Origin of the sequence: Anabaena sp. CA = ATCC 33047 (assembly GCF_963870205.1) — a bacterium.
Taxonomy (GTDB): domain Bacteria; phylum Cyanobacteriota; class Cyanobacteriia; order Cyanobacteriales; family Nostocaceae; genus Trichormus.
The window spans coordinates 13,743-27,674 of record NZ_CAWMSA010000035.1 but is presented as its reverse complement, the minus strand read 5'-3'; the positions used below and the strand labels follow the sequence as shown (position 1 = coordinate 27,674).

The window sequence follows — 13,932 nt, the reverse complement described above, 5'->3', positions numbered from 1 at the left end:
AAAAGTCAAAATTCAAAATTCTTTAATTCTGACTTTTGACTTGTTTGATGCCATAACGCCCTATTCCCTCAGATAAAAGAGCAGAGAGGCATCTTAGCATCTCTGCTCTTGGTTATTAGGTTACAAACGTACTATTTGAGGATTTTGGCGACGACACCAGCACCGATGGTGCGACCACCTTCACGAATCGCGAAGCGCATACCTTGCTCAATTGCGATGGGGTTAATCAATTCTACGGTCATTTTGATGCGATCGCCGGGCATCACCATTTCAGCAGCACTGCCGTCATCAGAAGTGAAGGTTGTGATTGTACCGGTTACGTCGGTTGTCCGCACGTAAAACTGAGGACGGTAGCCAGGGAAGAAGGGTGTTTTCCGACCACCTTCTTTTTCGGTGAGTACGTATACTTCACCTTCAAATTGGGTGTGAGGAGTGATAGAACCTGGTTTGGCGATTACCATACCGCGTTCAATATCGGTTTTTTGGATACCACGTAGTAGTACACCAGCGTTATCACCAGCCATACCTTCATCAAGGCTCTTCTTGAACATCTCAATCCCGGTGACGGTGGTGTTGCGGGTATCTCTGATACCAACCAATTCCACTACGTCGCCAACCTTGACTTTTCCACGCTCAATCCGGCCTGTTGCCACAGTACCACGACCAGTAATAGAGAACACGTCTTCTACAGCCATCAAGAAAGGCTTGTCAATATCGCGCTCTGGATCAGGAATGTAGGAATCTACTTCATCCATCAATGAGTAGATTTTGTCTACCCACTCATTTTCTCCACGCTGAATTTTGGAGTTCTTGGTCATTGCTTCTAGAGCTTGCAAACCTGAACCTCTGACGATGGGAATTTCATCACCATCAAATCCGTACTCACTCAGTAGTTCACGAAGTTCTAGTTCTACCAGTTCCAATAGTTCAGGGTCTTCCATCATGTCTTCTTTATTTAAGAAGACTACCAACTTGGGAACGCCCACCTGACGTGCTAGCAGGATGTGTTCACGGGTTTGAGGCATAGGGCCATCGGTGGCAGCTACTACCAGGATAGCTCCGTCCATTTGCGCCGCACCGGTGATCATGTTTTTCACATAGTCAGCGTGGCCGGGGCAGTCTACGTGAGCATAGTGCCGTTTATCGGTTTCATACTCAACGTGAGCAGTATTAATGGTGATACCCCGTGCTTTTTCTTCGGGTGCGTTATCGATTTGGTCGTAAGCTCTAGCTTCTGCTTTACCCAAAGCAGCCAAGGTCATGGTGATAGCTGCTGTTAATGTAGTTTTACCGTGGTCAACGTGGCCAATAGTACCGATGTTAACGTGGGTTTTAGTTCTTTCAAACTTTGCGCGTGCCATGTATGCTCGTTTCCTTTTTTAATTATGCGTTCCCTTTGCTTTTTGCGATGATTGCCTCAGCCACGTTGCGAGGCACTTCGTCGTAATGGCTAAACTCCATTGAGAAGATTCCCCGACCTTGGGTTTTCGACCGGATATCGGTAGCGTAGCCAAACATTTCTGCCAAGGGGACTTTAGCGGTCACTTTGGCAATACCTTGTTCAGATCCCATGCCTTCAATTTGCCCACGACGGGAATTGAGGTCGCCCATTACATCCCCTAGGAAGTTTTCGGGAACTTCTACCTCAACTTTCATCATAGGCTCTAACAGGACAGGTGAAGCTTTGCTAACAGCCTCTTTCATCGCCATTGAGCCAGCGATTTTGAAAGCCATTTCTGAAGAGTCTACATCGTGGTAAGAACCATCAACTAATGTTGCTTTCACATCAATCAGTGGATATCCAGCTAATACGCCAGATTCACAACATTCTTTCATTCCCTGCTCTGCGGGGTTGATGTACTCTTTAGGTACAGCACCACCCACAATTTTGGAAACAAATTCAAAACCACTACCGGGTTCGCCTGGTTCGAGGTCAATCACAACGTGACCATATTGACCTTTACCACCGCTTTGACGGATGAATTTCCCTTCAACTCTGGTGACATTTTTACGAATAGTTTCGCGGTAAGCTACCTGTGGCGCACCAACGTTAGCTTCTACTTTAAACTCGCGTAACATCCGGTCTACGAGAATTTCTAGGTGTAACTCTCCCATCCCAGCAATTACGGTTTGGTTGGTTTCTGGGTCAACACTGACGCGGAAGGTAGGATCTTCTTCTGACAAAGATTGCAGTGCCTTTGACAGCTTATCCATGTCGTTCTTGGTTTTGGGTTCAACCGCTACCGAGATTACAGGCTCAGGGATAAATAGAGACTCTAATATGACGGGAGAGCCTTCATCACATAAAGTATCACCTGTCAAGGTGTCTTTCAATCCTACTGCTGCACCTAAGTCACCTGCTCGCAGTTCTTCAACGTCTTGGCGTTCGTCTGCTTTCAACACTACGAGGCGAGAGATCCGTTCTTTCTTGCCTTTGGTGGCGTTAAGGACGTAGCTACCTTTTTTCAGCACACCAGAATAAACGCGAATGAAGGTGAGGCGACCATAAGGGTCAGCCATAATCTTGAAGGCTAAAGCTGACAAGGGTTCATTATCATCAGCCTTACGCTCTACAGAATCTCCACTAGGCAATGTACCTTGAATTGCTGGTACGTCAATTGGTGCTGGTAGATAATCAACTACCGCATCCAGCATTAACTGTACGCCTTTGTTTTTAAATGCTGAACCGCATAGTACAGGCACGATGGTGCCAGCAATTGTACCTTTACGCAGAGCTGTCCGAATTTCGTCTTGTGTCAGTTCTTCGCCCTCGAAGTATTTGGCCATCAAGTCGTCATCGGTTTCCGCTACTGCTTCAATCAGCTTGGTGCGGTATTCTGCGGCTTGCTCTTGCATTTCTGCCGGAATTGCCGTTTCTTGGATATCCGTGCCTTGGTCGTTGTTGTAGATGAAGGCACGCATTCCCACCAAGTCGATAATGCCTTTGAATTCGTTTTCACTACCTATGGGCAACTGAATTGCAATGGCATTGGCACGCAAGCGATCGCGCATTTGTTCGTGAACTCTGTAAAAGTTCGCGCCTGTGCGATCCATTTTGTTGATAAAAGCAATCCGAGGTACTTTGTAGCGGTCTGCTTGTCGCCACACTGTTTCAGATTGGGGTTGCACACCACCTACTGAACAAAATACCGCGATCACTCCATCTAACACTCGCATGGAGCGTTCTACTTCAATTGTGAAGTCTACGTGACCTGGAGTATCGATAATGTTAATTTGATGATCTTTCCAACTGGTACTGATCGCAGCCGCAGTGATGGTAATTCCCCGCTCCCGCTCCTGATCCATCCAGTCAGTTACCGCAGTTCCTTCGTGAACTTCACCAATTTTATGAATTATCCCAGAGTAAAATAATATTCTCTCTGTTGTTGTTGTCTTGCCCGCATCTATATGCGCCGCAATACCGATATTGCGTACTTTTTCTAGCGGGTTGGTACGTGCCACAGTAGCCTCCTATGGTTTTTGCCTCATGATATCTTGTATATTACTCTTTGTTAAGATTCTATACTTTTACGGAAAACCGTCTTTATTTTACTTTTTTGTAAGTCGGCGATATACCCCTTTTTCAGGCATGATATATCGCTGCTCTGCTTAGTAACGATAGTGTGCAAATGCTTTGTTAGCTTCTGCCATGCGATGTGTTTCTTCGCGCTTACGGATGGCATTACCCGTTTCATTGGCTGCATCCATTAATTCATTTGCTAGTTTGCCAGCCATTGTGCGCCCTGGTCTAGAGCGAGAAAATTGTACTAACCAACGCAATGCTAGGGTAGTACCCCGTTCTGAACGCACTTCCATTGGTACTTGGTAGGTTGCACCGCCAACTCGACGCGCTTTGACTTCTACTAGAGGTGTAGCATTACGCACTGCTCTTTCAAACACTTCCAGTGCATTATTGCCAGTACGTTCCTCTATCGTCTTCATAGCATCATAAACGATGCGTGCTGCTAATGATTTTTTGCCATGACGCATTATCCGTCTGATGATCATGCTCACCAGACGACTATTGTACACAGAGTCAGGCGGTACTGGACGCCTTTGAATAACACCTCGACGAGACATAATTTAACCTTAATTTTGGATTTGGCGACGAAATTATATGCTACCAGACTGCGGCTTTTCTGCGCTTTTTGGCTACAGATCGGATGCCGTAATCCTTGGCTCTACGTTTGCAGTGACCTAATTTGTAGACTTTTACTGCCACTGAGAACACAAAGGAAGTTGATTCTTTGCCATCTCAGGTAAAAAATCAATGCTGCTGCCGCTTACAGCATTTTTGATTCTACCTACACTTGCTCGCTGAGTAGTAGGTTTGAGCTAGAAGCTTGAGCAATTTCTGAAAACAGAAATTTTATAAATAATTAATCCTGTTTCAGAACCAGTGCCTTTGATAATTTGTTATTCTGGCACTTTTTGGTCAAGCGACCAATCGTATGATTTGACGATTAATCGCTATCCCTACTTTTTAGCTCCTTCTTTTGGACGCTTGGTTCCATATTTGGAACGTCCTTGTTTACGGTCTTTGACTCCAGCTGTATCCAAGGTGCCACGAATGATGTGATATCTCACGCCGGGTAAATCCTTAACCCGACCACCACGAATCATTACTACTGAGTGTTCTTGTAAGTTGTGACCTATTCCGGGAATGTAAGCTGTCACTTCAAATCCAGAGGTCAGTCTTACCCTTGCTACTTTACGCAGAGCCGAATTAGGCTTTTTAGGAGTCGTCGTATATACTCTGGTACATACCCCCCGACGCTGAGGGCATTGTTTAAGAGCAGGAGACTTGGTTTTTTGACGCGCTTTTTCGCGTTCGCTACGGATTAATTGCTGTATTGTTGGCATGAGTAACAGCGCGTGAAGCTGCTTGCTAAGTCTAAGTTTTAACAAATCCTGATTATATCTTTTTTCGTGGTTTTATGTCAAACTCACATATAATTTTTATTTTTTTATTTAAACCACGGTTGGGGCGGTGGTAGAAAAGGAATTGCCACAGCCACAGGTAACAACAGCTTGGGGATTATGAAACCGAAACCCACCACCCATCAAATCTTCGGAATAGTCTATTGCTAAACCATTCACATAATCCCAGCTAGTGGCATCTATAACCACTTGCAGACTGGTCACTTCAACTAGGCGATCGCCTTCCTTTACCTGTTCATCAAAAGACATATCATAAAACAAACCGGAACAGCCACCTGGTTTAACTGTTAACCGAAAAAACTTGTTTGGCTGTTGCTTTGCCCGTAAGCGAGCAATTTCAGTTGCTGCTGCTTGGCTTACATGAATCATAACAATAGTTTAGCCAATTGAAAACACCATACTTAAGTATTACAGAAGGTTTGCCGACAAGAATCAGCAGTTAGAAATTAAAGGGGAAGGTTGATGGTTGACTGTTGACTGTTGACTGTTGACTGAGTAAAAGTTCTTCTCTCTCCGCCTCCTCCCTTCTTTGCGTGCCTCCGCGTTTCCTCCGCGTTCCTCTGCGTTAAAAATCAAACATTTGGGAAACTCCCAACCATCCAAGCATCTGAAAATATTTTAGTCCCCACTTATACTGAGTAGGGACTTAAAAACACTGGACTGAGTGTAGACGGTTTGCGAATTATATTGTTAGCTCAAAGCCATAAAAGCCCGATTAGCTGATTAATTGGGGGTACGGGCATAATCATCTTGATAGCGAATAATATCATCTTCACCGAGATATTCGCCATTTTGGACTTCAATCAGTACCAAAGGAATCACACCGGGATTTTCTAAGCGGTGAGAAGTACACTGAGGCACATAAGTAGACTGATTATTACTCAATAAAACTTCTTGCTCACCACACACAACCTTAGCAGTACCAGAGACAACAATCCAGTGTTCACTGCGATGATGGTGCATTTGTAGACTGAGGCGGTGTCCAGGCTTAACCTCAATGCGCTTAATTTTGTAACCGCGTCCTTCTTCCAAAACGGTAAACGAACCCCAAGGACGCAGTTCAGTTGCCGCAACACTCCGGTTAGCGATCGCAGTTGGTAGAGGCAAAGTATTAGTTTTTGTAGTTTCTTGATGTTGAGCCATATTTACCTCACTTAAAGACATAACAAACCGTCATTACTTTTAACTCTTAACCATTGATGGAAAACTTATGAGCAATCTGACAACCGTGAAAATCAGCAATTTAGTTTGACTTTGCTAAACATAGCAAAGCGAAACTTTGACCTTTGGTAAATTTTGGCTCAAATTTCCACACTAAACCAATTCTTCATGAAGCTGAAAGGTAGCTTATTATCAGCTTTAAAAAGGGGACTGGGGACTGGGGGAGAAGAGGAAGATGAGGAAGCAGGGGGAGTAGGGGAGATTTTTTCCCAACAATTCTTTAATGCAAGAATTTTGAATTTATCTGCGCCATGCCCTATCCCCAATGCGATTACCTAGACTGTAAAAAAATGCCAATACCGTTGTGTACACGAGCCGCAGTGTTAGGATAGCGGTCAAGTAGTTGTCCTCCTAGATAAAGACTGGTTGAACTACCACCGTCTAAGTTGAGGGCATTGACACAGCCTAAACGCTGCATTAATTGGGCGTGTTCTGCCAAAGTGGGGCCGGGGCCACCGGCGCGATTATGTACAGCAGCAAGCATTAAATTACCGTTGGCTGTGGTGCAGATAGCACTACGACTAGCTTTTTGAGCGATGAAGGCTTTACTAAATTTTTCAGCTTCACCATCCAGCACAATTTGATTATTTTGCAGTAGTAGAGGCCCAGCACCAACGATGTGGGGATAACGGTTAAACTCAGCAGGTGTAGTTTTACTGATGACTCGAACACTAGAACCTACAGATAATTGAGATGCTGTATTGGTGGCAGTACCACGTAAAGTTAATAAATATCCATCTTTGGGAATAGGAAGGTTAGTTTGACCGGCTTTACCACCTGCTAATTGATTGGTGATTTGGTTGTTTTGGACAAACAGAACAATTTCATTGTCTGTCAGGGGTGTATAGGTTTCCCCCCACACCGGGGTATAACGGGCAATACCGCTTTGGACATAGCCACTGTTGAGAAACAAAATTGGTAGTTGCTGGTTATTGGCAGTAATTAAAGTTTCTTGTAAACTGAGACGACCAAAGTAAAATTGTCCCGAATCATTCCAGGCGATCGCACCCCGGTTGAGAATGGGACTAGATAACCACTCACCATTCCGACGCACTGCACCCAAGGGTAATCGATTATTCCGGTTAAAATAACCGGCATTAATGGCTGCTACAGCTAAATATCTTTGAGCCGTTTGAATTATCGGGGCTGTCCCTACCATCGTTCCTGTATTCGCCACCATCGGTTTTAAGGTTAGCCCCACAGTCCGGGGATTGACTTCTAACCAAACCACAGGAAAACGGTCTTCACCTAAATTCACTAATTGTTGTCGCCAACGTAAACCTCTAGCCCAGGTAATATCTCTTGTATTCAAAGCATCAGGTTTTAGATCAATCACTAGGCGATGGGGATTAGCTGTAGTGCTAATCTGTGGAGATAAATCCAAAGGAACGCTGAGACTAATCAAAGTTTGATTATTCACCACCTCCACTTTTTGAATTAATGGCTCAGACTCTTGCGTTGGTACTTCTGTTTGTTTTAATAAGTTTGGTAATAATACAGGTGAGGGCGTATATCGCTGAATTAAACTGGCATCAGCAACAGCATCTAAGACAATTGTCCATTCTCTGTTAACTGGCGCAGATTTGTTAGGACTGGGGGTGTTTGGATCATCCAGTAAAGTTTTAATTGGTAATCCTTGTCTGACTTGCCAAGGTGTAGGACGGTCTAAATCCAAAACAATGCGATTTGTCGCTACCCCAGGTGCTTGACTCTGTGGAATAATATTTCTGACTTGCGCCGTTGGTGTGGTAATTACTAATGTGTTACCTTGGGCTTGCATCTGCCACCCCACGGTTTGGGCTAAGTTTGTCACGTCTAAATAGCGGTATCCTGCCAATAGAGCCGTAGTCAACACCAATGATTGAGTATGGGCAGAAAACCACTGTATTGGTTGTCTGGCTGGGTTATTGCTACTTAAAAGGTCTACTCCGATAACTTGTCTGAGAACACCATCACTAATGTAGGTTTTGGCTTGATTTGTCCCGGCAAATTGCTGTAACCACGTTCCTGGGAAAGTGCGACCATTCAGGGAAATTTGCCTACCAGAAGCTATGTTCTGCCTTGAGGTAGATGTGGCAGATTGTGCAATCAACTCTGAAGCTGCATGAGCCTGGGTTGGTGGTGTTTGGGCGGTAGTGGCACTAATGGCAGACAAACACAGTGATATTACCAAGATTGGCGATGCAGTGATTGGCAATAAGCGATCATTGAATTGTTGGGCAATTGCACTCAAGTATTGTTGCTGACAACTATTTAGTATGTTTACCATAGCTTATATAGGTAGTATTGCAATCTCTGACCTAAACTCACAGATTAACTAATTGTGGGGAAATCTTAAAAAATCACGATTCAATTTTTGCAGAAATGTGATATTGTGTATATTGGCTCTTTATCTCTTGATAGCCATAACCAATAGACTGGCGGCTAAAATCACTGTGACTAAATACTTTAACTAGCAATAGTAATCACCAAACTATTAACAGTAGTATTGGTCGTAGAATCTGAATTCAGATATTACATCGTGGATGTAAAGTATTTTCTGTCGCTACTGATAGTCATTAGCTAAACAGTAGTCACAACAGTGGCGTTAGTTGATTAGCGAAAATCTCAACCCTAACAAACAAGAATTAGGAAATGTCAAATGGGCATATAGTGTAATACGCTGATTTTGCGATGAAATCAGGATTAATGAGTTTGGAATACTGTGAAGCATTAATCTGGTTTTTTGTTCCTCGTCACCAGATAATGTAGCCTGAGCAAAAAATATATTTAATCTGTAACAAAGAAATTGAGAAGGTACACAGATTCACGATATAAATAAAAGGCTGTCAGGCAAAGGTATTTTGTCAAACAACAGGATAAATACATAAGCAATAACGTAAACATTTTAACGAGGGCGATTTTGAACGCCGAAGTTAAAATTTTTTTTCCCTAAATTTTGGCGATTTGTGTATCTACATAGGACGAAATTGCAAAAATTTGCTCACAAATTCAGTGGCGAAAGTGACTCAGGATCTCAGGAACAGGCTATGACTGATAAATCGATGAATCAAAACCCAGAAATCACAGCGAAAATGAACTCAAGAGATACCTACCAGGGGCAAAGGTGGTTAGTAGAGGAACGAGATGCCTGTGGTGTAGGTTTTATTGCTCATCGTCAAAATCATCCCAGCCATGAAATTGTGGCAAAAGCTTTAGCTGCTTTGACTTGTTTAGAACACCGAGGCGGTTGCAGTGCAGACCAAGACTCTGGTGATGGTGCGGGGATTTTGACTGCAATTCCTTGGGAGTTATTACAGCAAGAATCTACCTTTAGACAGATAGACTTTTCATCCACTAGCAATATAGCAGTCGGGATGCTCTTTTTGCCACAAGACCCTGAAGTTGCAAAAACAGCTAAAGCAATTGTTGAGCAAGTAGCCACTGAAGAAAAATTAACGGTACTGGGCTGGCGAGTAGTACCAGTAAAACCAGACACTCTGGGGGTACAAGCACGAGAAAATCAACCCCAAATCGAGCAGGTTTTATTAGCATCTGATAAAACTGGTGATGACTTAGAAAGGGAACTGTATATTACCCGTCGCCGCATAGTTAAAGCTGCGAAAAATATCTCTGAGGAATTTTACATCTGTTCCCTATCCAGCCGCACAATTGTCTATAAAGGCATGGTGCGTTCCGCAGTTTTGGGTGAATTTTATCAAGATTTACAAAATTCGGCGTATAAGAGTGCGTTTGCTGTCTATCATCGCCGCTTTAGTACGAATACCATGCCGAAATGGCCTTTAGCGCAACCAATGCGACTGTTAGGACATAACGGCGAAATTAACACCTTGTTGGGTAACATTAATTGGATGATGGCCAGAGAAGCGAGCCTTAATCATCCAATTTGGGAAAATCGCCTGGAAGAACTCAAGCCTGTTGTCAATATTAACAGTAGTGACTCTGCCAGCTTGGATAATGTGCTGGAGTTATTAGTGCGTTCTGGCAGAACCCCAGAAGAAGCATTGATGATGATGGTACCAGAGGCTTACCAAAATCAACCATCTTTGCGCCAATATCCCGAAATTGTCGATTTTTACGAATATTACAGTGGTCTACAAGAAGCATGGGACGGCCCAGCACTGTTAGTATTTAGTGATGGTAAAAAAGTCGGCGCAACCTTAGACCGCAACGGCTTAAGACCGGCTCGTTACCTGATAACCAAAGATGACTATATTGTGGTCGCTTCTGAGGCTGGTGTAGTGAATATCCCAGAAGCCGATATTATCGAGAAAGGTAGACTCGGCCCTGGGCAAATGATTGCTGTGGATTTAGTCAACCATGAGGTACTGAAGAACTGGGAAATTAAACAGCGTATTGCCAAGCAGCACCCTTACGGCGCATGGTTAAAACAGTATCGTCAAGATTTGCAACAATTGCTTGACAGCCCAGCAGCTAATATTAACGGTAATGGTAATGGTCATCGAGTAGCAGAGAACGAAACACAGCCAACTAATACCATTGACAAACAAAGCTTATTGCGTCAGCAACTAGCTTTTGGTTACACCACCGAAGATGTAGACATGGTGATTCAACCAATGGCTAGCAACGGTGCAGAACCAACGTTCTGCATGGGGGATGATATTCCTTTGGCGGTGCTGTCTGACAAACCCCACTTGTTGTATGACTATTTCAAACAACGGTTTGCTCAAGTCACTAACCCTGCAATTGACCCCCTGCGGGAAAAATTGGTGATGTCGTTAAAAGTGGAGTTGGGTGAAAGAGGTAACTTATTAGAACCCAAGGCAGAATACGCGAAAAGGCTAAAACTAGATTCGCCAGTATTGACAGAATCAGAATTAGATGCTATTAAGCTGTCAGGATTGGGTACGGCGGAATTATCAACGCTGTTTGCGATCGCCAACGGCCCAGAAGGGTTACAAAAAGCAGTTGCAGCCCTACAACAACAAGCGGCTGAGTCAGTCCGCGCAGGGGCAAAGATTTTAATTTTAAGCGATAGAACCAACGGCGGCATCAGCAGCGAATACAGCTATATTCCGCCTTTGTTAGCGGTGGGTGCGGTGCATCATTACCTGATTAGTCAGGGTTTGCGGATGAAAACATCCCTGGTTGTGGATACCGCCCAGTGCTGGAGTACCCATCACTTTGCTTGTTTGTTAGGCTATGGGGCGGGTGCTGTGTGTCCTTACATGGCTTTGGAAACCGTGCGCGATTGGTGGTTTGAGCCGAAAACCCAAAGCTTTATGGAACGGGGTAAAATTAAAACCCTCACCTTAGAGGAAGCTATAGCTAACTATCGCAAAGCTGTAAATTCGGGTCTGTTGAAAATTCTCTCCAAGATGGGAATTTCCCTGCTGCCTAGCTATCAAGCGGCGCAAATCTTTGAAGCAATTGGTATTGGTGGGGATTTATTACAACTGGGTTTCCGGGGGACAGCTTCCCGCATTGGTGGGTTGAGTGTCAGCGACTTAGCCCAAGAAATTTTAACCTTCCATAGTAAGGCATTCCCAGAACTGACGATTAAGAAGTTAGAAAACTTAGGGTTCTACAACTACCGTCCTGGTGGTGAGTACCACATGAACAGCCCAGAATTGGCGAAAGCACTACATAAAGCTGTTGATGGCAAGAAATACGACCACTACGAAGTTTACAAGCAGTATCTTCAAGGTAGACCCGCAACGGCGTTACGGGACTTGCTAGATTTACAAAGCGATCGCCCATCAATTCCCGTAGAAGAAGTAGAGTCAGTAAGTGATATTGTCAAACGCTTCTGTACTGGGGGGATGTCCTTGGGTGCATTGTCACGGGAAGCCCATGAAGTATTGGCGATCGCCATGAACCGTTTAGGTGGTAAATCTAACTCTGGAGAAGGTGGCGAAGATCCAGTCCGTTATAAAGTCCTCAATGATGTGGATGAGTCGGGACACTCCCCCACCCTTCCCCACCTGGGCGGTTTGCGGAATGGTGATACAGCTTCCAGTGCCATTAAACAAGTTGCATCAGGACGGTTTGGTGTCACACCTGGATATTTAGCCAGTGCCAAACAAATCGAAATCAAAATTGCCCAAGGTGCAAAACCAGGGGAAGGCGGACAACTACCAGGGGCGAAGGTAAGTCCTTACATTGCGATGTTAAGACGTTCCAAACCCGGTGTTACCTTGATTTCTCCCCCACCACACCATGACATCTACTCGATTGAAGACTTGGCACAGTTAATTTTTGACCTGCATCAAATTAACCCCAAAGCCCAAGTATCAGTCAAGTTAGTGGCAGAAGTGGGAATTGGCACAATTGCTGCTGGTGTAGCTAAAGCCAATGCGGATATTATCCAAATTTCTGGCCATGATGGTGGTACAGGTGCATCACCACTGTCATCGATTAAACACGCGGGTTCACCTTGGGAATTGGGTTTAACCGAAGTGCATCGTGTGCTGATGGAAAATGGCTTGCGCGATCGCGTGATTTTGCGTGTAGATGGCGGTCTCAAGAGTGGTTGGGATGTAGTCATCGGTGCATTGATGGGTGCAGAAGAATTCGGCTTCGGTTCTATCGCCATGATTGCTGAAGGTTGTATCATGGCGAGAATTTGCCACACTAACAACTGTCCCGTCGGTGTTGCTTCCCAAAAAGAAGAACTACGCAAGCGGTTTACAGGTATCCCCGAACACGTGGTTAACTTCTTCTACTTCATTGCGGAAGAAGTGCGGAGTCTGCTAGCAAAACTCGGCTATCGTTCTTTGTCGGAAATTGTTGGGCGTGGTGATATCCTGCAAGCCAGACAAGACGCACGCATCACCAAAACCCAAACAATTAACCTGGATTGCTTACTGCAACTACCAGATACAAAAACTAACCGTAGCTGGTTGTTGCATGAAGAAGTGCATAGCAACGGGCCAGTTGTAGATGATCAACTGCTGGCTGACGCAGAAATTCAAGCCGCTATTCGTAATCAATCAACTGTGGCTAAGAGTTTAGCTATAGTCAATACTGATAGAACAGTGGGCGCGAGATTAGCGGGTGCGATCGCTTCTCAATACGGTGATAGTGGTTTTGAGGGACAAATTAACCTCAACTTTACAGGTAGTGTAGGACAAAGTTTTGGAGCTTTTAACCTGCCTGGAATCATTCTCACCCTAGAAGGAGAAGCCAACGACTACGTAGGAAAAGGGATGCACGGTGGAGAAATTATTATTAAACCACCAGCAGATGCTAAATTTGACCCATCACAAAACGTCATAGTTGGTAACACTTGCCTTTACGGTGCTACAGGTGGGGTGTTATTTGTCAATGGTTTAGGCGGAGAACGCTTTGCGGTGCGAAACTCTAAAGGTGTAGCGGTGATTGAAGGTACTGGGGATCACTGCTGTGAGTACATGACTGGTGGCACAATTGTCGTACTGGGTAAAGTAGGACGCAACGTAGCGGCGGGGATGACTGGTGGACTAGCTTACTTCTTAGATGAAGATGGCTCTTTACCTGAGTTAGTGAACCGTGAAATTGTGAAAATCCAACGGGTAATTACACCAGCCGGAGAGAAACAGTTACACGATTTAATCACAGCCCATGCAGAACGTACTGGTTCAGCCAAAGCTAAACACATCTTGCAAAATTGGCAAGATTACTTACCTCAATTCTGGCAATTAGTACCACCTTCTGAAGCTGAAAGTCCAGAGACAAATCCCCAAGCTGTACTAGAAAAACATCTGAGTTCAGTTTAGTGATTAGTCATTAGTCTTTTCAAGCCTCTCTCCTTTTAGGGGAGAGGTTTAG

General features: G+C 44.4%; 9 protein-coding genes. 2 read left to right on the top strand and 7 right to left on the bottom strand.

The genetic code is table 11. The features are described 5' to 3' along the window. Positions 1–131: 131 nt before the first annotated feature. The 6 genes from tuf to AACS98_RS07615 all read right to left on the bottom strand — a co-directional run bounded on the left by tuf (position 132) and on the right by AACS98_RS07615 (position 6,084). Positions 132–1,361 (bottom strand): elongation factor Tu, encoded by a 1,230-nt coding sequence (gene tuf, locus AACS98_RS07640; RefSeq protein WP_066377884.1) that lies wholly within the window; start codon positions 1,359–1,361, stop codon positions 132–134. Positions 1,362–1,383: 22 nt separating this feature from the next. After that, on the bottom strand, positions 1,384–3,462 hold the full coding sequence (fusA, locus tag AACS98_RS07635; protein WP_066377883.1) for an elongation factor G: 2,079 nt from the start codon (positions 3,460–3,462) through the stop codon (positions 1,384–1,386). 147 nt (positions 3,463–3,609) lie between these two features. After that, positions 3,610–4,080 (bottom strand): 30S ribosomal protein S7, encoded by a 471-nt coding sequence (rpsG, locus tag AACS98_RS07630; RefSeq protein WP_066377881.1) that lies wholly within the window; start codon positions 4,078–4,080, stop codon positions 3,610–3,612. A gap of 396 nt (positions 4,081–4,476) precedes the next feature. After that, a complete protein-coding gene (rpsL, locus tag AACS98_RS07625) occupies positions 4,477–4,863 on the bottom strand; it encodes a 30S ribosomal protein S12 (protein WP_066377879.1) in 387 nt (128 codons plus the stop codon). Between the two features lie 108 nt (positions 4,864–4,971). Next, the gene (locus AACS98_RS07620; RefSeq protein WP_066377878.1) at positions 4,972–5,310 is read right to left on the bottom strand and encodes a HesB/IscA family protein; all 339 of its coding nucleotides are present in this window, start codon (positions 5,308–5,310) and stop codon (positions 4,972–4,974) included. Positions 5,311–5,664: 354 nt separating this feature from the next. After that, positions 5,665–6,084 (bottom strand): phosphomannose isomerase type II C-terminal cupin domain, encoded by a 420-nt coding sequence (locus AACS98_RS07615; RefSeq protein WP_066377877.1) that lies wholly within the window; start codon positions 6,082–6,084, stop codon positions 5,665–5,667. Positions 6,085–6,270: 186 nt separating this feature from the next. Here AACS98_RS07615 and AACS98_RS07610 point away from each other — a divergent pair, with 186 nt between their 5' ends. Further along, on the top strand, positions 6,271–6,441 hold the full coding sequence (locus AACS98_RS07610) for a hypothetical protein (protein WP_157087499.1): 171 nt from the start codon (positions 6,271–6,273) through the stop codon (positions 6,439–6,441). On the opposite strand, the gene AACS98_RS07605 is transcribed toward AACS98_RS07610, so the two are convergent. Then, positions 6,434–8,431, bottom strand: coding sequence for a phosphodiester glycosidase family protein (locus AACS98_RS07605; RefSeq protein ID WP_157087498.1), 1,998 nt, complete (start codon positions 8,429–8,431; stop codon positions 6,434–6,436). The two genes, AACS98_RS07610 and AACS98_RS07605, sit on opposite strands and share 8 nt — an antisense overlap. Positions 8,432–9,191: 760 nt before the next feature. Between AACS98_RS07605 and AACS98_RS07600 the strand changes: the two genes are divergently transcribed. Further along, the gene (locus tag AACS98_RS07600; RefSeq protein ID WP_066377876.1) at positions 9,192–13,880 is read left to right on the top strand and encodes a glutamate synthase-related protein; all 4,689 of its coding nucleotides are present in this window, start codon (positions 9,192–9,194) and stop codon (positions 13,878–13,880) included. Positions 13,881–13,932 lie beyond the last annotated feature (52 nt).

Excerpts from the sequence above, each read along its gene's own strand:
- tuf (WP_066377884.1), bottom strand. The coding sequence starts at position 1,361 with ATGGCACGCGCAAAGTTTGAAAGAACTAAAACCCACGTTAACATCGGT.
- rpsG (WP_066377881.1), bottom strand. The coding sequence starts at position 4,080 with ATGTCTCGTCGAGGTGTTATTCAAAGGCGTCCAGTACCGCCTGACTCT.
- rpsL (WP_066377879.1), bottom strand. The coding sequence starts at position 4,863 with ATGCCAACAATACAGCAATTAATCCGTAGCGAACGCGAAAAAGCGCGT.
- AACS98_RS07620 (WP_066377878.1), bottom strand. The coding sequence starts at position 5,310 with ATGATTCATGTAAGCCAAGCAGCAGCAACTGAAATTGCTCGCTTACGG.
- AACS98_RS07615 (WP_066377877.1), bottom strand. The coding sequence starts at position 6,084 with ATGGCTCAACATCAAGAAACTACAAAAACTAATACTTTGCCTCTACCA.
- AACS98_RS07610 (WP_157087499.1), top strand. The coding sequence starts at position 6,271 with ATGAAGCTGAAAGGTAGCTTATTATCAGCTTTAAAAAGGGGACTGGGG.
- AACS98_RS07605 (WP_157087498.1), bottom strand. The coding sequence starts at position 8,431 with ATGGTAAACATACTAAATAGTTGTCAGCAACAATACTTGAGTGCAATT.
- AACS98_RS07600 (WP_066377876.1), top strand. The coding sequence starts at position 9,192 with ATGACTGATAAATCGATGAATCAAAACCCAGAAATCACAGCGAAAATG.